This is a genomic window from Flavobacterium sp. 245 (assembly GCF_004362055.1).
Taxonomy (GTDB): Bacteria; Bacteroidota; Bacteroidia; order Flavobacteriales; family Flavobacteriaceae; genus Flavobacterium.
In genome coordinates, this window is sequence record NZ_SNXB01000003.1 from 151,482 (window position 1) to 175,883 (window position 24,402).

At 32.4% G+C, this 24,402-nt stretch carries 26 protein-coding genes; 13 read left to right on the plus strand and 13 right to left on the minus strand.

Annotated elements, in window-relative coordinates; translation table 11 throughout:
* The 4 genes from EV145_RS06750 to EV145_RS06765 all read right to left on the minus strand — a co-directional run bounded on the left by EV145_RS06750 (position 1) and on the right by EV145_RS06765 (position 2,504).
* A complete protein-coding gene (locus EV145_RS06750) occupies positions 1-486 on the minus strand; it encodes a hypothetical protein (protein WP_133524458.1) in 486 nt (161 codons plus the stop codon).
* Positions 487-567: 81 nt separating this feature from the next.
* The gene (locus EV145_RS06755; protein ID WP_133524459.1) at positions 568-1,482 is read right to left on the minus strand and encodes a transporter; all 915 of its coding nucleotides are present in this window, start codon (positions 1,480-1,482) and stop codon (positions 568-570) included.
* A 40-nt stretch (positions 1,483-1,522) separates the two neighbouring features.
* Positions 1,523-2,044 (minus strand): DUF4251 domain-containing protein, encoded by a 522-nt coding sequence (locus EV145_RS06760; protein WP_133524460.1) that lies wholly within the window; start codon positions 2,042-2,044, stop codon positions 1,523-1,525.
* A gap of 34 nt (positions 2,045-2,078) precedes the next feature.
* Complete coding sequence (locus EV145_RS06765; RefSeq protein ID WP_133524461.1) at positions 2,079-2,504, minus strand: META domain-containing protein; 426 nt, start codon at positions 2,502-2,504, stop codon at positions 2,079-2,081.
* A gap of 213 nt (positions 2,505-2,717) precedes the next feature.
* On the opposite strand from EV145_RS06765, the gene EV145_RS06770 reads away from it, so the two are divergent.
* The 4 genes from EV145_RS06770 (at position 2,718) to EV145_RS06785 (ending at position 6,225) form a co-directional block, all read left to right on the plus strand.
* Positions 2,718-3,245, plus strand: a complete 528-nt coding sequence (locus EV145_RS06770) for a superoxide dismutase family protein (protein ID WP_133524462.1) — start codon at positions 2,718-2,720, stop codon at positions 3,243-3,245.
* Between the two features lie 108 nt (positions 3,246-3,353).
* Positions 3,354-4,556 carry an LETM1-related biofilm-associated protein gene (locus EV145_RS06775; RefSeq protein ID WP_133524463.1) on the plus strand — a complete coding sequence of 401 codons (1,203 nt, stop codon included), beginning with the start codon at positions 3,354-3,356 and terminating at the stop codon, positions 4,554-4,556.
* A gap of 126 nt (positions 4,557-4,682) precedes the next feature.
* Positions 4,683-5,543 (plus strand): hypothetical protein, encoded by an 861-nt coding sequence (locus EV145_RS06780; protein WP_133524464.1) that lies wholly within the window; start codon positions 4,683-4,685, stop codon positions 5,541-5,543.
* Between the two features lies 1 nt (position 5,544).
* Positions 5,545-6,225, plus strand: coding sequence for a hypothetical protein (locus EV145_RS06785; protein ID WP_133524465.1), 681 nt, complete (start codon positions 5,545-5,547; stop codon positions 6,223-6,225).
* Positions 6,226-6,274: 49 nt separating this feature from the next.
* Here the strand turns inward: EV145_RS06785 and can are convergent, their stop codons facing one another.
* The 4 genes from can to EV145_RS06805 all read right to left on the minus strand — a co-directional run bounded on the left by can (position 6,275) and on the right by EV145_RS06805 (position 9,658).
* Complete coding sequence (gene can / locus EV145_RS06790) at positions 6,275-6,910, minus strand: carbonate dehydratase (RefSeq protein WP_133524466.1); 636 nt, start codon at positions 6,908-6,910, stop codon at positions 6,275-6,277.
* A 120-nt stretch (positions 6,911-7,030) separates the two neighbouring features.
* Entirely contained in the window at positions 7,031-8,680 is a 1,650-nt protein-coding gene (locus EV145_RS06795) for a SulP family inorganic anion transporter (protein ID WP_133524467.1), read from the minus strand.
* 80 nt (positions 8,681-8,760) lie between these two features.
* Complete coding sequence (locus EV145_RS06800) at positions 8,761-9,045, minus strand: hypothetical protein (RefSeq protein WP_133524468.1); 285 nt, start codon at positions 9,043-9,045, stop codon at positions 8,761-8,763.
* A gap of 133 nt (positions 9,046-9,178) precedes the next feature.
* Entirely contained in the window at positions 9,179-9,658 is a 480-nt protein-coding gene (locus EV145_RS06805) for a Dps family protein (protein WP_133524469.1), read from the minus strand.
* 107 nt (positions 9,659-9,765) lie between these two features.
* On the opposite strand from EV145_RS06805, the gene EV145_RS06810 reads away from it, so the two are divergent.
* Positions 9,766-10,707 (plus strand): LysR substrate-binding domain-containing protein, encoded by a 942-nt coding sequence (locus tag EV145_RS06810; RefSeq protein WP_133524470.1) that lies wholly within the window; start codon positions 9,766-9,768, stop codon positions 10,705-10,707.
* A gap of 34 nt (positions 10,708-10,741) precedes the next feature.
* Here EV145_RS06810 and EV145_RS22585 read toward each other — a convergent pair whose 3' ends face one another.
* Complete coding sequence (locus EV145_RS22585) at positions 10,742-10,939, minus strand: hypothetical protein (protein ID WP_133524471.1); 198 nt, start codon at positions 10,937-10,939, stop codon at positions 10,742-10,744.
* Between the two features lie 166 nt (positions 10,940-11,105).
* Complete coding sequence (gene mnmD / locus EV145_RS06820; RefSeq protein ID WP_133524472.1) at positions 11,106-11,771, minus strand: tRNA (5-methylaminomethyl-2-thiouridine)(34)-methyltransferase MnmD; 666 nt, start codon at positions 11,769-11,771, stop codon at positions 11,106-11,108.
* 310 nt (positions 11,772-12,081) lie between these two features.
* Between mnmD and EV145_RS06825 the strand changes: the two genes are divergently transcribed.
* Complete coding sequence (locus tag EV145_RS06825; RefSeq protein WP_133524473.1) at positions 12,082-13,152, plus strand: branched-chain amino acid aminotransferase; 1,071 nt, start codon at positions 12,082-12,084, stop codon at positions 13,150-13,152.
* Between the two features lie 185 nt (positions 13,153-13,337).
* Here the strand turns inward: EV145_RS06825 and EV145_RS06830 are convergent, their stop codons facing one another.
* Complete coding sequence (locus EV145_RS06830; RefSeq protein WP_133524474.1) at positions 13,338-13,718, minus strand: nucleoside triphosphate pyrophosphohydrolase family protein; 381 nt, start codon at positions 13,716-13,718, stop codon at positions 13,338-13,340.
* 441 nt (positions 13,719-14,159) lie between these two features.
* Between EV145_RS06830 and EV145_RS06840 the strand changes: the two genes are divergently transcribed.
* Genes EV145_RS06840 through EV145_RS06855 form a run of 4 tightly spaced genes read left to right on the plus strand, consistent with a single transcriptional unit; the run spans position 14,160 to position 16,900 of the window.
* On the plus strand, positions 14,160-15,377 hold the full coding sequence (locus EV145_RS06840) for an SRPBCC family protein (RefSeq protein ID WP_133524476.1): 1,218 nt from the start codon (positions 14,160-14,162) through the stop codon (positions 15,375-15,377).
* Between the two features lie 58 nt (positions 15,378-15,435).
* Positions 15,436-15,978: an RNA polymerase sigma factor gene (locus EV145_RS06845; RefSeq protein WP_133524477.1), complete on the plus strand. Its 543-nt coding sequence runs from the start codon at positions 15,436-15,438 to the stop codon at positions 15,976-15,978.
* 33 nt (positions 15,979-16,011) lie between these two features.
* Positions 16,012-16,425 carry a hypothetical protein gene (locus EV145_RS06850; RefSeq protein ID WP_133524478.1) on the plus strand — a complete coding sequence of 138 codons (414 nt, stop codon included), beginning with the start codon at positions 16,012-16,014 and terminating at the stop codon, positions 16,423-16,425.
* 16 nt (positions 16,426-16,441) lie between these two features.
* The gene (locus EV145_RS06855; RefSeq protein ID WP_133524479.1) at positions 16,442-16,900 is read left to right on the plus strand and encodes a sensor of ECF-type sigma factor; all 459 of its coding nucleotides are present in this window, start codon (positions 16,442-16,444) and stop codon (positions 16,898-16,900) included.
* Positions 16,901-16,987: 87 nt separating this feature from the next.
* Here the strand turns inward: EV145_RS06855 and EV145_RS06860 are convergent, their stop codons facing one another.
* Positions 16,988-18,049 carry a WD40/YVTN/BNR-like repeat-containing protein gene (locus EV145_RS06860; RefSeq protein ID WP_133524480.1) on the minus strand — a complete coding sequence of 354 codons (1,062 nt, stop codon included), beginning with the start codon at positions 18,047-18,049 and terminating at the stop codon, positions 16,988-16,990.
* A gap of 235 nt (positions 18,050-18,284) precedes the next feature.
* Here EV145_RS06860 and EV145_RS06865 point away from each other — a divergent pair, with 235 nt between their 5' ends.
* The 3 genes from EV145_RS06865 (at position 18,285) to EV145_RS06875 (ending at position 23,047) form a co-directional block, all read left to right on the plus strand.
* Positions 18,285-19,577, plus strand: a complete 1,293-nt coding sequence (locus EV145_RS06865; RefSeq protein ID WP_133524481.1) for a hypothetical protein — start codon at positions 18,285-18,287, stop codon at positions 19,575-19,577.
* 134 nt (positions 19,578-19,711) lie between these two features.
* On the plus strand, positions 19,712-21,688 hold the full coding sequence (locus EV145_RS06870; RefSeq protein WP_133524482.1) for a KUP/HAK/KT family potassium transporter: 1,977 nt from the start codon (positions 19,712-19,714) through the stop codon (positions 21,686-21,688).
* 144 nt (positions 21,689-21,832) lie between these two features.
* Positions 21,833-23,047, plus strand: a complete 1,215-nt coding sequence (locus EV145_RS06875) for an RsmB/NOP family class I SAM-dependent RNA methyltransferase (protein ID WP_133524483.1) — start codon at positions 21,833-21,835, stop codon at positions 23,045-23,047.
* 314 nt (positions 23,048-23,361) lie between these two features.
* Here the strand turns inward: EV145_RS06875 and EV145_RS06880 are convergent, their stop codons facing one another.
* The gene (locus EV145_RS06880) at positions 23,362-24,402 is read right to left on the minus strand and encodes an AMP-binding protein (protein ID WP_133524484.1); all 1,041 of its coding nucleotides are present in this window, start codon (positions 24,400-24,402) and stop codon (positions 23,362-23,364) included.

Sequence of the window (24,402 nt, forward strand, 5' to 3'; positions counted from 1 at the left end):
TTACTGAACCTTTGTCTTATCTAATTCGCCAATAAACGGAATTGCTTCTAAAATTTCGCTTTTAATAATCGTTTGAAGATAAACCTCAAGCTGAATGAATTTTGCGGCATTAATTGAACCAATTACTTTTTTAGCTTTATTATATGTTTTCTCATATAATTTTTCATACGCAATATGATTTTTTAAAGTTCCTTTTGCCAATTCATCTGCTTTTGCATCTGTTAGAGTGGCATAATTGGCTGCATAATCATTAATAAGCTGAAATTTTGTTTGTCCCAATGCTTTACGCTGTGTTTCATAGTCATCATAAACCTTTGTAAAAGCAACTGACTGCGCATCTGATAAATTCATGTATTGTTTTACCAAATCACTTTTTGATTTTCCATAAAGACTTTGAAGAACCTCGACATCTTCTTTAAATGAAGATTGTGCATTTGCTGAAAACGTAGCAATAGCCATAATAAAAATAAGACATAATTTTTTCATAGTTTTAATTTTAATTTGTTTCTAAATAAATATGCATCCTTAAATATACTGATTTTTAAACTTTTACATCTAATCTAAAATTTAAAAAAAGGAATATTGATACGCTGCGGTCAAAGCATAATAATTCAATCCGTTGTTTGTGTACGCCCCAACGTGATACTGAAATTTAATCGATTGCCCTTTTGCTATTGGTGTTGAAAATGTTGCCCCAATTCGCCAGTTGTCAATTTCACTAGCTTCAGAAACTCCATCAATTATTGTTTTTCCACCAAAAAACCAGTTTGTATTAAAACCAACCCACATTTGATTTTTAAAATAATAACTAGCATGCGCCTGAAGGCTATAAGTAGGCTTTTGCTCCATTTTTTTTCCTAAAAAATCATTATTATTCGTATAAAACCAAATACCTCCATAAGCTTCTGCATAAAGATGCGAGAACCGTTTTGAGATTCCAATTTCAGGTTTAATACCCCAGCGGTTTGTTCCTATATTGACTCTTTTGTCGCCATAATATTTACCCGTTGGGATTGAGGTTACCAAACTGACTCCCAAAATAGTTTTTTGCTGAAAACTTCTGAATTCAGTTTTATCAAGTGCTGGAGAACCCAGCAAATTTACACCAAAACGAACTTTCATATCGGCAAAACCAGTTCTTGAGCCTGTTATGAGTTCATTATTTACCATCGCCGATCCATCCATAAATGAATAAGGAACAGCGATTTGAATACGTGCCAATTTTTTTGACAATCCAAAAGTTCTCACATAAGTCGCCGCAATATTATGACTTTGAAGAGTAAAATCAGAGATAGGCAATGCAGGATCTGTCAATACATTTCCGTCTAAAAAAGCATATCCAATTGCAACAACATTCAGGTTTTTAGGCACATTGGCATAAACCCTAGGTTCCAAATCTTGGCTATAACTTAAAAAATTAATTAAAAAAAGAACTGCGCACAGGTATTTTTGAGGCAAAACAAAATTGTATTTTTTTGGCATAAATTAAAGAATTGGCGATACAATGATTAAACTATAACTCTTATTTTTTAACATCATCTGGTTTGGGAGCCTCTACTTCACCGTCATAAGAAATGGCAGCTCTATTATTACTATTCACTGAAAGAGAAGCATCTCCATTAAAAAAGACAGTCAATAAAAGGTCAAAAACATCATCTTTGCCTTTTATCGTGGCTCTAACAATAGTTTTTTTCTTGCCTTTTTCTATTTTTATATTTTCTGGAACGCCTTCAAACTTAATACCGCCATCACCTCCATAAGCTGGATTATAAGCGCGTCCAAAAAACGGAAGATCGCATGTTGTCTTTGTTTCATTAAATTTTAAGAAATAGGTATTATAGTCAAGATTCAAAAGTCTTCCCCCTTGCGGACTTGCCTTTTGTGCCTCAAAAACAAAATTTTTAGAATCAATTAAAGCTTCAATTTCCTTTTGTTTTTTCAACTCTTGTTCCGCTTTAAGCTCTTTTTTAGTTTTTTCCTGTGCAATAGCCGAAAAACTCAAAAAGCTGACGAACACAAATAAAATGGATAATTTAACTGACATAAAATATAAATTTAAGAGTTAAAATAAAATGATTTTATTTTTTGGTAAATCGCATCATGGCAATATCTCCTGAAATAAAATTTAAAGTTTTTCCGTCATCGGTAACATCGTATGAGGTGATTTTTTGAAGTGTACTCATAAAAACCTGCTCGCCCTGCCCGTCTAAACACATCATTTTTGTAACCGCCATTGGCTGTGTGAAATCAATTTTATTTCCAGTTACGCTAAGTTTTCCGGTATAGGAATTACAGCCATTATTTCCCGAAACCTGATTTTCCTTTACATTAAAATTAATTGTTGGTTTTTTATTAGGGTATAAACCATCAAAAGCTATTCGCGGGCCGGAAATGTAATTAAGTTCCCAATTTCCATCTAATTTTGAAACTGAATCTGTTTTTTGACATTTGCAGGAAATTAATACCGTACCTAAGAAAACCATTGTAAAAAAATTCTTCATCATAATGTTAATCATTAAAAATTAGTGAATTAGAAAACAAGACTTGGGAAATTTTTCGTTAAAAAACTATACGAATTTAAGCAATATTTTTCTGTTCTCAGCTCAAACTGCCATTAAATTGCAACTAATAGTTTTAGATTTATTTAACTTTTAGTGTTAATTATATCGGCTTTTTTATGTTAAATTTACTTAATCTTTAATTTAAATGCCTCACATATGAAAAAAGCACTTGTTTCTTTCGCTATAATTACAGCCTTAATTATTGGCTGTAAAACAAATACAAAATCAAATGATGCCAAAACGTTGACAGTAAATCTGGAGCCAAAAAGCAACAGTACTGTTTCAGGAACTGCCACTTTTACTGAGAAAAACGGAAAAGTAACGTTTGTTGCAAAAGTAGCCGGATTACAGCCAGGAGTTCATGCAATCCATATTCATGAAAAATCAGACTGTTCTGCTGCCGATGGAAGTTCTGCCGGCGGACACTGGAATCCGACCTTTAAAAAACATGGAAAATGGGGAGTTGGAGAATATCACAAAGGTGATATCGGGAACTTTACTGCTGATGCAAAAGGAAACGGAACTATTACTTTAACAACTGACGAATGGTGTGTTGGCTGTGGAGATGCTAACAAAGATGTTTTAGGAAAAGGTTTAATTGTACACCAAGGAACCGATGACTTTACGACTCAGCCTACTGGAAATGCTGGTGGTCGAGTTGCCTGCGCAGGAATCATCAAATAAAAAAAATGCAATAACCACTATTTTTTCACAAAATCTAGTGGTTATTTCATTTAAAATGAATTCTAACACAAGAAAAAAAATTAGCTTTGCAATCTCAAACTAAAGTTAATGATTAACCCATCGGCACCAGGCTGGATAGATAAGTTTTTTAGTGAACAAAAGTTTTCAGAAGCTATTCCTTTTGAAACAACAGATTCGTTTTACTATAAAGTCAGAGAAACTGGTTTTATCTATGGGCATATTATTTCTATAGATTCACAAATTCCAATTCCTATAAAAGGCTGGTTTAAAACCGAAATTTCTAAAGTTGCCTTATTAAATACATTATATCATGTTTTTTGTTTAGAAAAGAGAAACTCTGAACCCAAAAATTTTATTTCAGAAGTTTTAAAGTTCTACAAGCAAATGAATCCGGAAGGTTTTAATTTATTTAAAATTTTACTTCCAAAGGATACTCCTTCCCTTTCATTAGAAAACATAATCGATCAACGCGTCCAGACAAACGACAGTATTATCAGTAAAAACTTTTCGCATTTGGTTACTAATGCTTTGTTATTCATTGATGTATTAGCCTTTAGACAATATTTAGAGCATGGTGCTATTCCTGATAAATATTTAAAACGCATTGAGGAAACTGTTTTAGGAATAGTTGGCCTTGCATTAAAAACAAAAACAATCAAATCACAGCACGATGATTTATTGATAAAACTTTTTGAAGCCTCGATTCGTTATTCGAAATTTTCAAAAGTTACTGTCGAAACTTTAGAAACACTTTCTCTGGAATATTTCAACAATACTTTAGAGCATTATTATCTAATCGATATGGCAGGAATGGCTTTATGGAGCGATGGAGTTGTTGAAAATGAAGAAGCTTACTTTTTATATTCGTTAGGTTCAACGATGAATGTTTCTGATGATTTTGTAACCAAAAGTATCGCTACGACCAATTTTTTCATTACTACTCATAAAAAGAAAATTCCGTATTTCAATTACTCAAATCCGGTAAAACACTTTTATGATCAAATGACACACACCGTTGTAAAATTGATTATAAGAAACAAAAACCGACTGGTAAAAGAAATTGTTCAGAGCAAGGAATTAATGGTATTATTGGCTTATTCAACAACAAGAGATTTGGATGCCAAAGAAAAGAAAAAAGTAAAAAAACAGCTTTTAGATATCTGTAAAACGATTCCGTCTTTGACCATATTTTTACTTCCGGGAGGCAGTTTATTATTGCCAATTTTAATAAAGTTTATTCCTACAATGCTTCCGTCAGCGTTTAATGAAAATCTTGACGAAAACGAATAAAAAAAAATCGCCCTTTTGAGGCGATTTTTTTATAAACTATACCTTATTCTATTACTTTTTTGCCCTATATCAACCATTAGTCGTTTTTATATAAAATAGCTTTACTAAAACTGTAAAAATATAAAAATGACACCATCAATTAGTCTAGGCGATTACGAACCAGAAATTATACCTGAACCTTGGGAAGAATATCAATATAGAGATCTATACAGATCTTACTACACACAAAGCATATCAATGAAAATAAATGGATTATTTCATTGCATCACTGCTCTGACATCTTTAGAATTAAATAAATGTTATACTGATCCTGTTGAAAGAGGTGATGTTTCAACAACCCCAAGAAATTGTTATTTGAGCGCCCTAACCATCTATATAGACAATAAAGGACGTATAATAAAAGGAGAAAAAGTCAATACAACATTTAGATTAAAGTACGTAAATGGAGAACATATTTTAGATTCTTCTACCAAAATACAAAAAGAACTAGAGCGATGTGTGGACAAAAATGAACTCCATAATCTGGTAATAAAAAACAAGCAAATTACATTTAGAAATGGGAAAATATATTTACTTGAAAAATTTCACGAGTACATTAAACAAGCTTCTATTTGCAATCGCAGAACTTATGTAAATTATACTTATCTAAAAGTTTCTGAAAATAGAGATGATTTAAATAATAAGTTAAGTCTTTTAGGAATTACAACTGCAGCAGTAGGTTTTGTACCTGGAAAAGCATCTGTAATTGCGGATTATTCAATAAAAATTTTAGGATTTGCCTTAAGTGCAGAGCCTCGATTTAGTCTTGCAGAATATACATTTCCCGTAAACGGACCTGTTTATCTAGATGAGCAAACTCTATATCAACATTACAAAAGAGACAATACAAATGGATATGTTTCCCCTCAAAGGTCAGAGGGCAAGCCAATGAACAAAGTGAGAGATATACTGAAAGAGTTACAGGAATGTGGATTAACAATAACTTGATATGAAAAATATAGTCCTAATTTTAATTGCGCTAACACTTATAACTTGTCAAAAAAAAGACACGTTAAATCATTTCTTAACCAAACCAATAACCCAACAAGATTTAATTAATAATGGCTTCTATAAATATTCGTACATCGAAAAATTAGATGATGATGATGATGATAAAATTAATGACTCAATCAAATCTATTGTGAGATATGATATGTATTCTAATGTAAAACCAGAGGCAGATAAAGAAGGAAAATTATGCCCAACTCAACTATGGAATTTTGATTATGAAGATTCAATTAAAAAGAAAAAAAATATTGGTTACCTAAAAGAAGAATTAGACAACACAATTATTACTTATCTTTTTAGAAATGATTCATTATTTTATAAAGAAATAAATGTCATCTTTTTTAATCCTCAAAATAAAAAAATACCTGATTTAACAAGCAAAGAAAAAATACTCACATACTATCACAATATTAACATTTCAATAAAACCATTATACGAACAGAGTAGCACAAAAAAATATACTACAATATATATGATTGATAATTACAAAAGCATAATTTATTATTCTGATACAGATAATTATTATCGTTTTTTCACAAACTATTTAAAGAATTCTACCTACTATGATATTCGCGAGTACTGGTATTCTGGCTCTATAATGGAAATGTATTATTCTGATTAAATGAAACGAATAAAAAAAATCGCCCTTTTGAGGCGATTTTTATTTTCTATTACAAGTCTAATTGATAAACTGCATCGAGTTCGTCGTTTGAACCAATAGTAACATTCAAGTCAGTTACAAAACCAGAATTTAATCCGTAAACCCATCCGTGAAGCATTAGGTCTTGACCATTTTTCCAAGCTCCCTGAACGATTGAAGTTTTTGCTAAATTGTACACTTGTTCTTTTGCATTGATTTCAACAAAAGCATTAAAACGTTCTGTTTCGTCTTCAATTGAATTTAAATATTTATCGTGTAAACGGTACTCATCTTTAATGTGACGAATCCAGTTATCAATAATCCCTACAGACTGTTGTCCCATAGCCGCTTTTACACCGCCACATCCGTAATGTCCACAAACAATAACGTGTTTTACTTTTAAAACATTTACCGCATAATCCAGTACACTTAACATATTCATATCAGAGTGAACAACCATATTTGCGATATTTCTGTGTACAAATACCTCACCTGGTTTTGCGCCAATAATTTCATTTGCAGGAACACGGCTGTCAGAACATCCAATCCACAATAATGGTGGCGATTGTCCTTTTGCCAAATCAGCAAAATAGTTAGGGTCTTTTGCTAATGAATCTTCTACCCATTTTTTATTGTTCTCAAGTATTTGTTTATAAAATTCTCTCATTTTTTATTTTTTTTAAATAGTATTCTATGTGATTAAAGCTTATAAAAAGAACTTTTGTAAAGTTACCTAAATTTTGACTGTTCTAATCACATAGAAATATTTTAATTTATTTTATTTGTTTTAAAATTGTTCTTTAGATGTTTCTCTTTTTACCAAAGCTCTTTTAGCAACATCATAATAATGTTCAATGGTAACATGATTATTATTTTCAGGCGTATTTTCGAGTTCGTACGCTTTTTTAAAACCTTTAAGTTTTACCTTAATATTTTCATCAATGGCACGTGTTTCTTTAAACTCGCGTATCAAATCTAAAACATCATGAGCAATATATTCTGTATCATGCGCATTAATAATCACTTTTGAGTTTTCTGGAATCTCACTTAAAGTCTGCTTAATTGCCGCTTTATTCAAGAATGAAACTTCTTGAGCTAAATCAATATGAATGATATCTCCATCTTCATATTCTTCTTTCTTGAAATTGTAAGCTCTTTTTAAATTTCCTCTCAATACAAAAATGATACTGATGATAATTCCTAACGCAACCCCTTTCAGCAAATCTGTAGCAACAACAAAGACTAAAGTTGCTATAAAAGGAACAAATTGATATTTCCCCTTTTCCCAGAAATGCATGAAAGTTGCTGGTTTTGCTAATTTGTATCCAACCAGAATTAAAACTGTTGCTAAAGTTGCTAGCGGAATTTTATTTAAAATTGCCGGTATCGACAAAACACTGATTAATAATAAAACACCATGAATAATCGCTGACATTTTAGATTTTGCGCCCGCATTATTATTTGCAGATGATCGAACCACAACAGATGTCATTGGCAAACCACCTAAAAGCGAACTTATCATATTACCAATACCTTGTGCTCTAAGCTCCACATTGGTATCAGTGTAACGTTTTTGAACGTCCATTCTATCAGAAGCTTCGATACATAATAATGTTTCGATAGAAGCTACAATCGCAATTGTGATAGCGACAACCCATACCTGCGGATTTGTAACTGCACTGAAGTTTGGCGTAATCAGAATCGATTTAAAATCATCAAAAGATTTTGGAACTGGCAAAGAAACCAAATGCTCTTTTGCAATTGCCAATGAGCTTCCTGACGAAACAAAAACTTCATTAAGCACTACTCCAGCAATAACAGCAACTAAGGCACCTGGAACTAATTTTAAGCGTTTTAAGAACGGTACTTTATCCCAAGCGAGCAATATTGCCAGTGAAATCACCGAAATTACTACTGCACCTAATTGAATATGATTTACAACATCAAATAAAAACGAAAACGAGTTGCTGCCATCATTCTGAATAAAAGCCTGATCACCTTCAAAATCAGCATCGTAACCAAAAGCGTGAGGCAATTGTTTTAAAATGATAATAATACCAATACCCGCTAACATTCCTTCAATTACATTGGTAGGAAAATAATTTGATATACTTCCGGCTTTTAAAAACCCTAATGCTAATTGAATTATTCCTGCGATAAAAACAGACAGTAAAAACACATCAAAAGCACCAAAATCAGTAATAGCGGTTAAAATAATTGCTGTTAATCCAGCAGCTGGACCTGAAACACTGATGTGCGACTGGCTTAAGTAACCTACTACTATACCACCAATAACACCTGCAATAATTCCAGAAAATAATGGTGCTCCAGAAGCCATTGCAATACCTAAACACAATGGAAGAGCCACCAAGAAAACCACCAAACCTGAAGCAAAATCAGATTTAAGGTTGGCAAAAAGATTGATTTTTTTTGTCATAACACAATACTAAAAAAATTATTCATTAAAGATTTACCGCATTTATGTAAATGCAGTTAAGTTCAAAATAATCGGAAGTATTATGCCAAGTTAGGAGGTGGAGCAAATATGCTCGGTGAAATATTGTCAAGTTTTACAATATTTTCAGAAACGATTGTCTTTTTTTCAATATAAACTGGCATTACAACCTCATGCTGAAGTATTGCTGGATAAACAGCAGCCTTAAGTTCTTTATGCGAGTGCTCCTCTTCAGAAAAACTGAAAAACATAGACGTATCATTGCTTTTCTTCATCAGCGTCACCACAGTTGGTGTTGCTAAAAAAGCAATAAATATGAATAATAATATGCGAGCGACTAGTTTCATTGTGGCAAAAATAGCGTTAAACGCGTAAAATCAAAGCGGGAAGCAAAAAATTTTATAGAAATTTAACATAAATAAAAAAACCAGAATGATTAAAACGAATCATTCTGGTTCTATTTTGTTAATAAACAACAAATTACAACGACTCTTCAAGCCATGCATTCATCATCCAAATTGTCTTTTCCTGCTCTGCAATAAAGTCACTCATCATTGAATTTGTTCCTTCATCATTAATTTCTCCCGATTTATTTAGGATTTCTCTTTCGATTTTTAGCAAATCAGACAATGAATTAACGATCAATTGCACTGCTTTTTCATCGTTTGAAATATTTTTTCCAACCGTCAATTTATTATTTTTAATATAATCTTCAAAGGTATGTAAAGGAGTACCTCCAATAGTTAAAACTCTTTCGGCTATCATATCTATTTTAAGCTGCGAATCGGTATATAATTCTTCAAATTTTACATGAAGATCAAAGAAACGCTTTCCGCGAATGTTCCAGTGAATTCCTCTTAGGTTTTGATAATATACTTGAAAATTTGAAAGCAATATATTCAATTCTTTTACTAACAATTCTGATTCTTTAACGGGTAATCCTAAAATATTTGTTTTCATAATCTAATTTTTTACACTAATTTACTACAAAATTAAAGTAAGTTTGATAAAATTTACATAAATAAAAATTATATTTTCTTATTTTTGCATCAAAAATTACTATCAATATGACTATAACTCAATTGCAATATGTGTTAGCAGTTGCCGAACACAAAAATTTTACTCTTGCAGCAGAAAAATGCTTTGTTACACAGCCCACTTTAAGCATGCAGATTCAGAAAATTGAAGAAGAACTCAATATTTTAATTTTTGATAGAAGCAAAAAACCTATTCAGCTGACTGATATTGGACAAAAAATTGTCAATCAAGCAAAAAATATTGTAAACGAAGCAGATCGAATTAAAGATATTGTGGAACAACAAAAAGGTTTTATTGGTGGCGAATTTCGTTTAGGAATTATCCCAACGATCATGCCGACACTGTTGCCCATGTTTTTAAATAATTTCATTAAAAAATATCCAAAAGTCAAACTCTTAATTGAAGAGTTAAATACTGATGAAATTATTTTAAAATTAAAAAACGGTCATCTTGATGCTGCAATTGCCGCAACACCACTTGAAGATGAAAAAATTAAAGAAATAGTTTTATACTTTGAACCTTTTGTTGCCTACATTCCCGAGCACCATGCGAGTTTTCAAAAAGAAGAAATTGAAGTTGCCGATTTAAATCTGAACGAGATTTTACTTTTACAAGATGGTCATTGCTTTAGAGACGGAATTTTAAATTTATGCAAAAACGGCACTGATATTGACCAAAACAATTTTCAAATTCAGAGTGGCAGTTTTGAGACCTTAATAAAATTAGCCGACGAAGGCCTTGGTACAACATTACTTCCGTATTTGCATACCTTAGATTTAAAAGATTCCGATAAGTTGAAACTCCGTAATTTTAAGGAGCCAAAGCCTGCCCGTGAGGTAAGTTTAATTTACCCTAAAAGCGAGTTGAAAATGCAAATCATCGACGCTATCAGATCAACAATTGCTGGTGTTGTAAAAGGAGCAATTGTTTTCCAGAATGTTCAAATCATCAGTCCGCTGCAAAAGAAATAGCAATAAAAAAGGGAGCCAATTTGGCTCCCTTTTTTTATACTTTAATCAGTAGTAGACTCTGTTCTAATTCTGGTTTCTCAATTATGAAATTTAATAACCATTCTTTTAGTTGTTCCATTTCATAAGGTAATAGTGTTTTGATAGCTTTCTCTACCTCTTTGCAGAAAAGTACCGGGTCGAAACTTACTCTCTCGAGTATTGATTTCGTGTAATCAAACATCATTTTTGACATAATAAAATAAGATTTTTGGGGGTTATCTATTTTTTTAAACTCGCACCAAATTTAAACAAATATCACATATAAAGATCTTTTTTAACTTATTTTTTTCAAAACTTTATCAACGAATACGTTTTCTTAGTACATATAAATCAATATAGAATCATTATAAATAACTTAATTAGACCTTTTTAAAAGCTCTAAACATCTCGCGTTTCCCCGGCGGACCGGCCAATTTTTCGACTGTAAATCCAACTGAAATCATATTCCTTTTAACAACGCCGCGAGCAGCATAAGTTACTAAAACACCATTTGATTTTAAACTATTGTACATTTTCTGGAAAATTTCAGTGCTCCATAATTCTGGTTGCACTCGATATCCGAAGGCATCAAAGTAAATCAAATCAAAAGTTTCAAAATCGTCAATTTCATCAAAAAATTGTTTTCTTTTGGTTAACGAGAAATTGCTGCTAATTTCGGTTTTCTTATTCCAATCACATTTATGCATTTTCTCAAAAATGTTATCAAATTCCAATGCTTCTAATTCGGCAACATAATTCATCCCTAAAACTTCCTCCGCTCCAACTGGGTAGGCTTCTACGCCAACGTAATCAATTTTCTGCTGTTTTTGTTCCGATTCTAAAAAAGTAATAAAAGCATTCAATCCCGTTCCAAAACCAATTTCTAAAATAGCAACAGGTTTATCTTCAAATAATGAAAGGCCATTTTTTATAAAAACGTGTTTTGCTTCCTGTATTGCGCCATGTTTTGAATGATAACTTTCATTCCATTCTTCCAAATGAATTGTGGTTGAACCATCTAGCGTTTTAATTATTTCTCTTTTCACGATTTTCGAATTTTACAATAGTGTTTCACTGATTTTCAGTCTGTTTTACTCATCAAAATTAATCAAAACAAATGCGTAAAGCCTTAAAAAATCGCACTTTTTTCATAAATTCTTTATAAAACTCTGCCAAAATTTTAGGTTTATTATAAGATAAATAAATCTCAATTAAATGCAGGAATTAATGAGGTTTTACCAAGAAAATTATATATTTTTCCGTAATTTTGCATTCAACAAAACCTTATTCTTCATCAGATCATTACGTTATATTTTCATCTGTTAAGAATTCAATTAGATAAAACTTTACATAATTATGAGTACAACTCAAACAAGCAAAATTGAAATCAGAAAAGCTGAATCGTCTAAGATAAGCTCTGTAGACTTTGAAAACTTAAGCTTTGGTGCTGTATTTACAGACCATTTATTTGAATGTGATTACAAAAATGGACAATGGCAGGCTCCGGTCATTAAGCCTTATGCTCCTATTTTAATGGATCCTTCTTCTAAAGTCTTTCATTACGGACAAGCGATTTTTGAAGGAATGAAAGCTTATAAAGATGAAAATAATGATGTTTGGTTGTTTAGACCTGATGAAAACTACAAACGTTTCAACAGTTCTGCAGTTCGTATGGCAATGCCAGAAGTTCCAGAAGATATTTTCTTAGAAGGTTTAAATGAATTATTAAAAATCGATCAAGAATGGATTCAGAGAGGAAACGGAGCAAGTATGTACATTCGTCCCTTTATGATCGCGACAGGACCTGGAGTTATTGCAAATCCATCTGACGAATATAAATTCATGATCTTACTTTCACCTGCAAAAGCCTATTATGGCGGTGAAGTAAAAGTAATTATTGCTGAGCATTACAGCCGTGCTGCAAATGGCGGAATTGGTGCTGCAAAAGCGGCAGGAAACTACGCCGCACAGTTTTACCCAACTAACCTGGCAAACAAAGATGGTTTTCAACAAGTTATTTGGACTGACGATGCCACGCATACAAAACTAGAAGAAGCTGGAACAATGAACGTTTTCTTCAGAATTAATGATACTTTATTAACTGCTCCAACAAGCGAAAGAATTTTAGATGGTATTACCAGAAAAAGTTTGATTGCAATGGCAGAAAAAGAAGGTCTTAATGTAGAGGTTCGTCCGGTACTTGTTTCAGAATTAGTTGAAGCTGCTAAAAACGGATCTTTAAAAGAGATTTTTGGAGCCGGAACTGCTGCCGTTATTAGTGTAATTAAAGGATTCTCATATAAAGATGAATATTATGAATTGACTCCAATTGAGAATTCATACGCGTCATTCTTAAAAGAAAAACTAACAAGTCTTCAAAACAAACTTTCTGAAGATACTTACGGATGGACAGTAAAAGTTCAGTAATCAAAAGATCGTTTTAAATATAAAAGCCCGACAAATTCTAAAATTTGTCGGGTTATTTTTTTCCACAATCTTGCCATTTCGACGAAGGAGAAATGACAAAAATTGCGCAAAGCTTTGCGAACTTTTTGTTTTTATTTTACAAGGACTTCCCAAAAAACCTTTGCGGTCTTTGCGGTTAACCTTCTTTATAAAAGCTTCGAAAAATCAGGTTTAAAATAATTCGGGCCTTTCATTACTTTTCCATCTTCTCGATAGATTGGCTGACCATCTTCTCCAAGCTTACTCATATTACTGCGCTGAATTTCATCAAAAACCGCTTCTATTTTATCCTGTAAACCGTGCTCGATAATAGTTCCGCACAAAATATACATCATATCACCAAGTGCATCAGCAATTTCAACCAAATCATTATTTTGAACAGCTTCAAGATACTCCTCGTTTTCTTCTTTCATCAAATTATAACGAAGCATTTTTTTAGTAGCGCCCAAATCTGCTTTTGGAGTTTCGCTGTGGCCTATTTTAAAAGCAGTATGAAATTGCGTTACTGCATCTAGTTGTTTCTTCATGTTTTTAATTGATTAAATGAATTGGCAAATTAGCAACAATTCGTATACAATTCTCTAAATTTGCCAAAAATAATTTTAACTATGTTTAGTCAAGGACAATTAATATTCGGAGTCTGTTTTTTTATTGCTTTTGTAATCGTTATGATTTTTGCTTATCGAAAAGATCTTGCGCTTCATAAAATATTTTACAAAGGAAATTACAAAGTTTTAATTGTCTTTCTGCTTTTTATTGCAATTTTGTTTGTAATCAAGTTTTTCTTCAAAAGATAATTTGTGTAAATTAAATAAATCCAGAAAATTCACAATTAAACTCATTCAAAATCGTTTTATTTGAATATTTTTTGATCAGTACAATTTTACAAACCTGTTTTTATTATAATGCCATTTTATACGACGAGTGATAAAAATTTATAACTTTACGACAGCAAACAACCTACTCCAATGAAGATTCTAAAATATTTATTTCTACTATTATTACTAAGCTTAGTTGCTCTTACTGTTTTTGTAGCTACCCAAAAAGGGATTTTCACTGTAGAAAGAAGCAAAGTGATCAATTCACCAAAAGCGACTGTATATAATTATGTAAATGATTTTAGAAATCATGAAGATTTTGAATCTTGGGCTGTTGAAGACTCATCAATAAATTTTAATTTCCCAAATAAAACAGTAGGAAATGGCGCTTCATTTTCGTGGACCGGAACTGAAGGAGCAGGAAATGCAATCACATTAAAAACAAAAGACGGAGAAAGTATTGCACAAAAAATGAAGTATGACGGCACAGAAGCCGACGTAAACTGGACTTTTAAAGATACTTTAGCAGGAAAAACAAAAGTAACCTGGAAAGCAAAAGGAACGATGAGCTTTTTGTTCAAAATCTACACAGCACTAAATGGAGGTTCTGACAAGGTTATTGGAACAATTTATGAAAAAAGTCTTGCAAACATTGACAAAAACCTTAATTACGAAACCAAAACGTATAACATTCAAGTAAACGGAGTTGTTCAGAAAACTGAAATCCCATACATCAAACAGACTTTTACTAGTGAAATTTCGAAAATAAACAAAAACGCAAGAATCGTTATTCCAAAACTTATTCAGTTTAGTGAAACCAATGCTTTGCAGGCAAACGGAAAACCGTTTATCATTTACCATACTTATGACACTGCAACTGGATTGGCTAAAATTTCGATTTGTTTACCAATAAATAAAGAAATTTCTATTACTTCTGGAAGTGACATCTTATCAGGCAAAATGAATGCTTTTGAAGCCGTAAAGACAACTTTAACTGGTGATTATTCGCATACTAGTGAAGCAATAGCTAAAACGACAGCTTACATCAACAATCAAAAAATAATGCCCGATTTAAGCTGGTCACATCTTGAAATATTAGCAGTCAGCAAATTAGATACTAAAAGTCCGTCTAAATTAGTTACTGAAATCTATTTCCCAACAAAACCTAAAGTTGTTCCGGTTTCTACAGCTCCTGCGACTTATGACACCACAGTTGATCCTGCAGCTACAAACCCTACAACAACAGATCCTGCAACTGCTAATCCCGCAACAACTGTTCCTGTTGTAAAAAAACCAGTAAAACCAAAACCGACAGCTCCAAAACCTGCGACCACAACTCCAGCAACACCTGAAGAAGACGAATTCTAAAATAAAGACCTTTAAACCTTTAGCTTAAAATTCATTCTAATAAGATAAATGAGCAAATTTGACAGACGAGAAGGAATTTATACAACAATTATTAAATCCTAAAACGCAAAATACAGCGTTTCAAAAACTCTTGTCTGATTATCAAAAACCGTTGTATTCTCATATTCGAAACATTGTTTTGGATCATGAAGATGCTAATGACGTTTTGCAGAACACTTTTGTAAAGGTTTTTCAGTATTTAAAAAACTTTAAAGGAGAAAGTAAGCTTTTTTCTTGGATGTATCGTATTGCAACAAATGAAGCGTTGACCTTTTTAAATCAGAAAGCGAAATTAAACGGATTGACATCTGAGGCGTTACAGACAAAAACGATAGAAAATCTAAAATCTGATGTTTATTTTGATGGAGATGAAATTCAAATCAAACTCCAAAAAGCTATTGTTACTTTGCCCGAAAAACAACAATTAGTTTTTAAAATGAAATATTTTGAAGAATTAAAATATGAAGAAATAGCTGAGATTTTGGGGACTTCAGTTGGTGCCTTAAAGGCATCTTATCATCATGCAGTAAAAAAAATTGAATTATATGTTACATCAAATTAAACCTTTTGTAAAAAAAACTATCTTATAGACATTATGAAAGCATTTAAATTAGAAAACGAACCGAAAATCAAATCTGGATTCAAAACTCCGGAGCATTATTTTGATGATTTATCGGCAAAAGTTTTACAGCAGATTAACGAGAAAGAAGTAAAAGTTATACCTTTTTATAAACGTAAAAATGTAATTTCACTTGCTGCGGCCGCAGTGATTGTTTTTGCACTGATGATTCCTATAGTAAATAATTACAACGCAACTTCTAAAGAACTTGACGAAGCAACTTTAGAAACTTATTTATCCTATCAGTCTAATTTAAATCAATATGACTTGATTCAAAATTTAGATACAAAAGATATTCAAAAACTGAATAAAAACGTAGCTATTGAAGACGAAACCCTAGAAGATATTCTAGCATCAAATCCAAACATTGAACACTTAATTTCTGAATAAAAACAAAACTTAAAAGATGAAAATCAAAAATATCCTACCGATAATTTTATTCCTGGTAAGTTTTTCGTTTTATGCCCAAAGCGGGAAAACAGATGAAAAACGCGAAAAGATTAAAGCTTATAAAGTTTCTTTTTTAACAACTGAATTAGAATTGACTCCTACAGAAGCTGAAAAATTTTGGCCTATTTACAATGCCTATGATGACAGACAATTTGAATTGAGGCATCAAAAAATGAAAGCCTATTTAGAGCGCCTGAATGATGACAATATCAATTCAATTTCAGAGAAAGAAGCAGCGGTTTTGCTTTCGCAAATGGAAAGTACTGATAAAGAATTATACCTTTTACGCGAAAAATATAATTCAAACTTAAAAAGGATACTTTCAGCAAAGAAAATATTAAAGCTTAAAAAATCTGAAGACGATTTTAATCGAAAATTATTAAAACAATATCGAGATAAAGCCGCAAAGGATTAACACAAAAATACAACAGCGACAAACCCCCTATATAATAATACTTACTTTATTATTTAGGGGGTTTGTTATTTTTAAAATCGAGTCTGATTATATAAAAGTGATTCGAATTAATTTATTATAACCCGCAGCGATTGCAGTATTTTTATTAATGAATCGAATCGTAAAGAGCTTAGAATCATCAGAGAGTTGTTTCCAAGTTGCACCACCATCCTGCGAATACTGAATCCCTGAAGAGCCAACACAAACTAGTTCTCTAGCATTACTTCCCGGAACATATTGAATGCAAGAAGCATATCCAAAACCTTGATTCTGACCTATTAATTCCCACGTTTTTCCTCCGTCTTTGGTACAAATTTTATTCTCAGAGTTTTTCTCCGGAAATTCATAATCACCACCTGCGGCAAATCCGTGTTTTGCATCATAAAAATCGGCTGTAAAAATACCTGTCATTTCTTTGCCTTGAGTAATAGGCGTATCGATAACTTTCCAAGTTTTTGCTTTATCAGGAGAATAAAAAACGCGCGATTTTTTTCCGCCAGAAACCAGCCAAGTATCATTGCCTTTAATTACAATGTTAGTATTGCTTGCTGCAAAAGCGGCTTCACCCTGTGCGTTAGTAGGTAATTTATCAGAGAGTAATTTTGTCCATGTCTCTCCCCCATCACGTGTCACAATTATAGAAAAAGTATCTTCTGTAGGATCTCCAACTGCGATTCCTTCTTTATCATTCCAGAATTGCATACTGTCATAAAACACCTTGGTATTTACTTCTTTATAAACTAATTTTACTTTTCTAGTTTTTTTATCAACCTGATACAAAAGAGCAGGATTTCCAACACTTAATAAAAATATGCTTTTGTCATTTTGTGCTATACTTCTAAACTCTAGTTTAAGTGTATCACGATAAATATGATCTTCAAATTTTTCCCTTTTATCTAAATCAAAACAGCCAAAACGAGAATTATCGGCACCATACCAGACCTTATTATTATCGATTGTAATGGCACGAATACTGATTTTATCTTGAAATAAAACTTCGGTCTGCATTGAAACAAAGCCTCCTGTTACAGGTGCTTTATCATTATTTTTCAACGCTTTAAAGGACACCAATAAAACAAATAAACTAAAAAATAATATTATTTTTCTCATGTAGGTTAAGATTTAGTTGTTGCTAAAATACAATTATTTATAACATATAAAATAGCTTTTGTTTTTTTTGATAATAATCTTTTTAACAGCTTTTTTTACAAAATCAAAATCAAAAACAAACCAACATAACATAACGCATTAATATACAAACCCTTATCTTAAATAGACTTTCAAATTATTTTTTTGGCACAGTAATTGGATATTCCACATTAATTAATTTTTAATACTATTTGCCATGAAAGCGAAACTACTTATACTAGCATTAATCACTATAGGACTAAGCTCTTGTACTGCACAAAGCCAAACTACTGTTTATGCAAAAAACTCTGATATAAGTGATAACTTGGACTTAAGAGCTGTTGCTTCAATGTTTGGAGAATCAGCCAATCTTCAGGATTTTGAAAGAAGATTAAATGATCCAAAATATCAAATATCAAATCTTGATTTAAATGGAGATGACCAAGTTGATTACTTACGTGTAATTGAATCTGTAGAAAGCAGAACACACGTTGTAATTATTCAGGCTGTTTTAGATCGCGATGTTTATCAAGATATTGCAACAATTGATGTAGAAAGAGATAATTACAATAAAGTGAGCGTACAGGTTGTAGGAAATACTTATTTATATGGAGCAAACTATATTTACGAACCAGTTTATAATGTTGTTCCTGTAATCTACAGTTCATTTTGGGTTACCAACTACAGACCTTATTACTCAACTTGGTACTGGGGTTATTATCCAACATATTATACTGCATGGAGTCCTTATCCTGTTTACAGATATAGAAACAATATAAATGTATGCATCAATGTACATAACAGCTATAATTATGTTAACTACAGAAGAAGCTACAGAGCTCCTGCTATATACGAAACTAGACGCACATACGGCTACGAAAGAATGAGACCTAATAATAGTTTTGCAGATAGACACAACAATTTAAGCAACAGATATGATTTGGACCAAAGAAGAGGGACAAGCAGAAATTACAATGTATCTCAAAACAACAATAATCCGGTAAGATCAAGTGCTGGAAGACCTCAATATGGAGAAAATAGAGTTTCAGACAGAAACAATACAGTAAACAGAACTTCTGACAGAAATTATAATAGTAACACAAGTCGTCCATCAGGAAACAATAGAGAAAATACAGCTGCCACACCTACTCCGTCAAGACCGGATTACAGCAGAAATAACCCAGCAGTTTCTGTTCCAAGAGAAAACGCTACAAACAGAAATTACGCTGATAGACCATCATCACAAAACAATACTCCTTCAAGAAGTAATTCTGAAAGCAGAGGAAACGCAATGAATAGATCAAGCAATGAAAGAACTGCTCCTTCACAACAAGCACAGCCATCAAGAAGCTATTCTGAAAACAGAGGAAATAGTGAAAACAGGTCCAACACCGCAAGACCTCAAAGTGCGCAACGTTCTGAATCTCCACGTGTAAGCCAGGAGTCAAGAAGCAGTCAGCCACAAAGAGAAAGTGGTTCTAATTCTAGAGGAGGCGGAAGAAGAGGTTAATTAGTAAATTTCAATTTTTGATTAAAATTAAAAGCACAATTTGGGGATTGTGCTTTTTTTTATCTTTTTAATTATAATTGTCTCTAATTTGTTTTAAAACAGTAAATTTGCAACCGTCTTTTATAAAAACAAACATGAGCGCAGCGCATAAAAACTTACACAGTAAGTTGTCTATAGGGGGTCTATTGATCACATTAGGAATTATTTATGGGGATATTGGTACTTCTCCCTTGTATGTAATGAAAGCCATTCTTGGTGAGTATGCTATAAATTCGGATATTGTTTTAGGAGGTATTTCATGTGTTTTTTGGACTTTGACTCTTCAAACGACAATAAAATATGTACTTATTACTTTAAGTGCTGACAATCACGGTGAAGGTGGAATTTTTGCTCTTTACGCTTTAGTAAAAAAAACAAAAATTCAATGGCTCATTGTGCCCGCCATTATTGGAGGTAGTGCGCTTTTGGCTGACGGAATCATCACCCCGCCCATCTCTATTTCATCTGCAGTTGAAGGTATTAGGGCATTCTATCCTACAATGGAAACTCAAACCATTATTTCTATTGTAATTGCTATTCTTTTTATCTTATTTACTATCCAGCAATTTGGAACAAAATTGGTTGGAAAGTTTTTTGCACCAATGATGCTGATATGGTTTGCAATGCTTGGAACTTTAGGAGCTATCCAGATTTTTCATTATCCTGAAGTTATCAAAGCGGTAAATCCTTATTATGCTTACCATTTATTATCGATCCATCCTGACGGATTTTTTGTTCTTGGTTTTGTATTTCTTTGTACAACAGGAGCTGAAGCATTGTATTCTGACATGGGACACTGCGGACGTAAAAACATTCGTATAAGCTGGATTTTTGTAAAAGCAACTTTAGTATTAAACTACTTTGGTCAAGCTGCCTATTTAATTCACCATGAAGGAAGCACTTTACAACAATTAGGCGGAGAAAATGGAAATCCATTTTACTTAATCATGCCGCACTGGTTTCTTCCATTCGGAATTGTCGTAGCAACTTTAGCCGCTGTAATCGCATCGCAAGCCTTAATTAGTGGTTCATTTACATTGATTAATGAAGCTATGCGTCTGAATTTCTGGCCAAAAGTAAAAATCAAATATCCTACCGAAGTAAAAGGACAATTATATATTCCGTCAATTAACTGGTTATTGTTTTTTGGATGTGTCGGAATCGTACTGCATTTCGAAAAATCAGGAAATATGGAGCATGCTTATGGTCTTGCCATTATTTTATGTATGATCATGACTACAATTTTGCTGAATTATTATTTGATTATGAAGCGTGTCAAACTGTATTTTATGGTACCGCTGATCACCATTTATTTATTAATTGAATTCAGTTTCCTTTTTGCCAATATTACAAAATTTGCCGAAGGTGGCTATGTTACTTTGATCATTGCAATTTTATTGATTTCAATTATGACGATTTGGTATCTGGCTAAGAAAATCAACAAAAGTTATACTAAAATCATTAAAATTGACGACTATAAAAAAGTATTAGTAGAATTGAGCAAAGATTTATCGATTCCTAAATATGCAACGCATTTAGTTTATATGACAAATGCTAATCGTACTGATGAGCTGGAGGAAAAGGTAATTTATTCGATTTTACAAAAACGTCCAAAAAGAGCCGACATTTACTGGTTTGTACACGTAAACATTCTAACGGAGCCTTATAAAACAGAATATAAAGTTACTGAGATTGCCAGAGATGACATTTACAGAATCGATTTTAACTTAGGCTTTAGAGAACCTACTAAAATCAATTTAATGTTCAGAGAAGTAATTCGTGATATGGTGAAACGTGGCGAAGTAGATATTACCAGCCGTTACGAATCATTGAACAAAAACAATATTATTGGAGACTTTAAATTTGTATTGTCTGAGAAATTCCTATCAAACGACAATGATTTAAGATGGCATGAAAATATTATCATGAACTCTTATTTCTTCATCAAAAAACTGAGTTTATCTGAAGAAAGAGCCTTTGGTCTAGACAGCAGTTCCGTTAAGATAGAGAAATTCCCAATGGTGCTTCACGCTCCAGAGAACATCGGACTGACCCGAATTATAAAAAATTAACTTTTACAAAATATCCTAAAAAACACTCTTTTAAACTTTATCAGAGTGTTTTTTTTCTTTTTAAATGAAAGTCAAATCAACAATCAGAATTAAAAATTTAACTTTCAATCAATTAATAGTACCTTTGCAACTCAAATTATTAAAATGAGATTACACAGAAATTTAGTTTATACTACCATCGATTCTTTAAATGCAATTTTCAATGAAGGAGAATATGCAGATAAAGTGGTAGCCAGAGCCTTAAAAAAAGACAAACGTTGGGGAAGTTCTGACAGGAAGTTTGTTGCTGAAACAATATATGAAATTGTTCGTTGGAAACGTCTTTACGCAGAAATTGCCGAAGTAAAAGAACCGTACGACAGAGATAATTTATGGAGAATGTTTGCGGTTTGGGCTGTTTTAAGAGGGTATCCAATTCCAGATTGGAGACAATTAGAAGGAACACCTGAAAGAAAAATAAAAGGCCGTTTTGATGAGCTTTCAAAAGTTAGAGCTTTAAAAGAATCTATTCCAGACTGGATGGACGAATTGGGTGTGAAAGAACTAGGCGAAAAAATCTGGTCAAAAGAAATCACTGCTCAAAACCAGCCGGCAAAAGTTATTTTAAGAACCAATACACTTAAAGGAACTAAAGAAGACTTGAGAAACAAACTGATGGATTTAAATATTGAAACAGAATATTTAAAAGATCAGCCTGAAGCTTTAGTTTTAAAAGAGAGAGCAAACGTATTCTTGACAGACGCTTTTAAAGAAGGTTTGTTTGAGGTTCAAGATGCTAATTCGCAATTAGTAGCTGGCTTCTTAGATGTTCAGCCAGGAATGCGTGTTGTTGACACGTGTGCCGGAGCGGGCGGAAAAACATTGCATATGGCTTCGTTAATGAATAACAAAGGCCAATTAATTGCGATGGATTTGTATGAAAGCAAATTGAAACAACTAAAATTGCGAGCTAAAAGAAATGGCGCTTTCAATATTGAATATCGTATTATTGACAGTACAAAAGTGATCAAAAAATTACACGAAAAAGCAGATCGTGTTTTAATTGACGCACCATGCAGCGGACTTGGAGTTTTGAAAAGAAATCCAGATTCTAAATGGAAATTACAACCAGAATTTATCGACAACATTCGTAAAGTTCAGAGCGAAGTTTTAGAAAGCTATTCTAAAATTGTAAAACCAGGTGGAAAATTAGTTTATGCAACTTGTTCTGTTTTACCTTCTGAAAATCAGGAACAGGTAGAGAAATTTCTAAAAACAGAAATTGGTAAACAATTTACTTTTATTCAAGATAGAAAAATGCTAGCATCTGAATCTGGTTTTGACGGATTCTACATGGCACTTTTGGAAAGAAAAAAATAATATTAAATTCCAATTTTTAGAACTAAATAATAGAAATCCCAAATTCCAATCTAAAGTTGGAATTTGGGATTTCTCATTTAAACTCTTTATATATAATCCCTACAGGATATTATATCGTGATTACATGTTTTTTCTACCGATATTTTACTCCTAACAGAGTATCTCGTAGAGATTTTATATTGGTAGAATTACAATCCATAGCATAAATTTGTCCCGTAGGGACTAAACTGTTTAACGCAAAAGAAATCCCAAATCCCAATCGTAGTTACTGGAATTTGGGATTCCTTTTTTTGGAATTTCTCTTTTTGATTTCTTTACTCTATACTAGGTTTTCTAAGTAACTTCCCGTTTTCGTTTTCTTTGAATTTTGGAACAAAAACAATTTCTTTTGGTTTTTCAAACTTCCCTAAAACATTAAAAAAATCAGGAGCAAAATCTTGTTTTTCACCTTCAATTACTAAAATTAATTTTTCGCCTAATAGAGAATCTGGAACTCCTGTTACAAAAAAACGGTTTGGAATTTTTCCAACTAATTTTGCTTCGATCTGTTCAGGAATCAGCTTTACTCCTCCACTATTGATAACATTGTCTATTCTTCCTAAAAAAACAAATTGGTTGTCATTGATCAATTCGACCAAATCATTGGTAACAATTGGTTCTTCAGAAATCGACGAAACATAAATTACAAGACAGCCACGGTCGTCTTTTTCAATCTTTACATTTGGCAAAATCGTAAACGCACTTTCTCCTACTTTTTTGGCCGCAATATGCGTTATGGTTTCGGTCATTCCATACGTTTCGTATATTTCTCCATTTAGCTTTAATAATTCCGCTTCAAGCGCCGAATCAATTTTTGCTCCTCCAATAATTAATTTCTTTACATTTTTAAGCTTATCAAGTGAGTTTTGAACCTGTAAAGGCACCATCGCAACAAAATCATATTCATTTGAATTAAAAGCCAAAGGTTCTGTACTTGGTGCTTTCACATCAATATCAAGTCCTAAAATCAAACTTCTAACCAACATCATTTTTCCTGCAATAAATTGCGTTGGCAAACACAATAACGCTCTGTCGCCCGGCTCTAAACCAAAAAAATCTCCCGTCGCTAAAGCCGACTGAATCATAGCTTGTTTTTCTAATCTGACTAATTTTGGAAGTCCAGTTGTTCCAGAAGTAGTCATTTCGATATAATCTTTATTATCAAACCAATCCAGAAAAAACTCACCTATAGCACGTTCATACGCGTCACCTTCTTTTATAAAACTATACCCAACACGGCATAAATCTTTCGCATTTAAATGATATCCGTTGATTTTAAAATAATTATGTACGTTTTTATGTGTTAGTTGTAGCAT

Excerpts from the sequence above, each read along its gene's own strand:
- EV145_RS06805 (WP_133524469.1), bottom strand. The coding sequence starts at position 9,658 with ATGAAAACAAATATTTTAGGATTACCCGTTAAAGAATCAGAATTGTTA.
- EV145_RS06750 (WP_133524458.1), bottom strand. The coding sequence starts at position 486 with ATGAAAAAATTATGTCTTATTTTTATTATGGCTATTGCTACGTTTTCA.
- EV145_RS06765 (WP_133524461.1), bottom strand. The coding sequence starts at position 2,504 with ATGATGAAGAATTTTTTTACAATGGTTTTCTTAGGTACGGTATTAATT.
- EV145_RS06810 (WP_133524470.1), top strand. The coding sequence starts at position 9,766 with ATGACTATAACTCAATTGCAATATGTGTTAGCAGTTGCCGAACACAAA.
- EV145_RS06830 (WP_133524474.1), bottom strand. The coding sequence starts at position 13,718 with ATGAAGAAACAACTAGATGCAGTAACGCAATTTCATACTGCTTTTAAA.
- EV145_RS06825 (WP_133524473.1), top strand. The coding sequence starts at position 12,082 with ATGAGTACAACTCAAACAAGCAAAATTGAAATCAGAAAAGCTGAATCG.
- EV145_RS06775 (WP_133524463.1), top strand. The coding sequence starts at position 3,354 with ATGATTAACCCATCGGCACCAGGCTGGATAGATAAGTTTTTTAGTGAA.
- EV145_RS06795 (WP_133524467.1), bottom strand. The coding sequence starts at position 8,680 with ATGACAAAAAAAATCAATCTTTTTGCCAACCTTAAATCTGATTTTGCT.
- EV145_RS06840 (WP_133524476.1), top strand. The coding sequence starts at position 14,160 with ATGAAGATTCTAAAATATTTATTTCTACTATTATTACTAAGCTTAGTT.
- EV145_RS06780 (WP_133524464.1), top strand. The coding sequence starts at position 4,683 with ATGACACCATCAATTAGTCTAGGCGATTACGAACCAGAAATTATACCT.
- EV145_RS06850 (WP_133524478.1), top strand. The coding sequence starts at position 16,012 with ATGAAAGCATTTAAATTAGAAAACGAACCGAAAATCAAATCTGGATTC.
- EV145_RS06770 (WP_133524462.1), top strand. The coding sequence starts at position 2,718 with ATGAAAAAAGCACTTGTTTCTTTCGCTATAATTACAGCCTTAATTATT.
- EV145_RS06855 (WP_133524479.1), top strand. The coding sequence starts at position 16,442 with ATGAAAATCAAAAATATCCTACCGATAATTTTATTCCTGGTAAGTTTT.
- EV145_RS06860 (WP_133524480.1), bottom strand. The coding sequence starts at position 18,049 with ATGAGAAAAATAATATTATTTTTTAGTTTATTTGTTTTATTGGTGTCC.
- EV145_RS22585 (WP_133524471.1), bottom strand. The coding sequence starts at position 10,939 with ATGTCAAAAATGATGTTTGATTACACGAAATCAATACTCGAGAGAGTA.
- EV145_RS06875 (WP_133524483.1), top strand. The coding sequence starts at position 21,833 with ATGAGATTACACAGAAATTTAGTTTATACTACCATCGATTCTTTAAAT.
- EV145_RS06755 (WP_133524459.1), bottom strand. The coding sequence starts at position 1,482 with ATGCCAAAAAAATACAATTTTGTTTTGCCTCAAAAATACCTGTGCGCA.
- EV145_RS06880 (WP_133524484.1), bottom strand. The coding sequence starts at position 24,402 with ATGCTACAACTAACACATAAAAACGTACATAATTATTTTAAAATCAAC.
- EV145_RS06800 (WP_133524468.1), bottom strand. The coding sequence starts at position 9,045 with ATGAAACTAGTCGCTCGCATATTATTATTCATATTTATTGCTTTTTTA.
- EV145_RS06760 (WP_133524460.1), bottom strand. The coding sequence starts at position 2,044 with ATGTCAGTTAAATTATCCATTTTATTTGTGTTCGTCAGCTTTTTGAGT.
- EV145_RS06870 (WP_133524482.1), top strand. The coding sequence starts at position 19,712 with ATGAGCGCAGCGCATAAAAACTTACACAGTAAGTTGTCTATAGGGGGT.
- EV145_RS06865 (WP_133524481.1), top strand. The coding sequence starts at position 18,285 with ATGAAAGCGAAACTACTTATACTAGCATTAATCACTATAGGACTAAGC.
- can (WP_133524466.1), bottom strand. The coding sequence starts at position 6,910 with ATGAGAGAATTTTATAAACAAATACTTGAGAACAATAAAAAATGGGTA.
- EV145_RS06785 (WP_133524465.1), top strand. The coding sequence starts at position 5,545 with ATGAAAAATATAGTCCTAATTTTAATTGCGCTAACACTTATAACTTGT.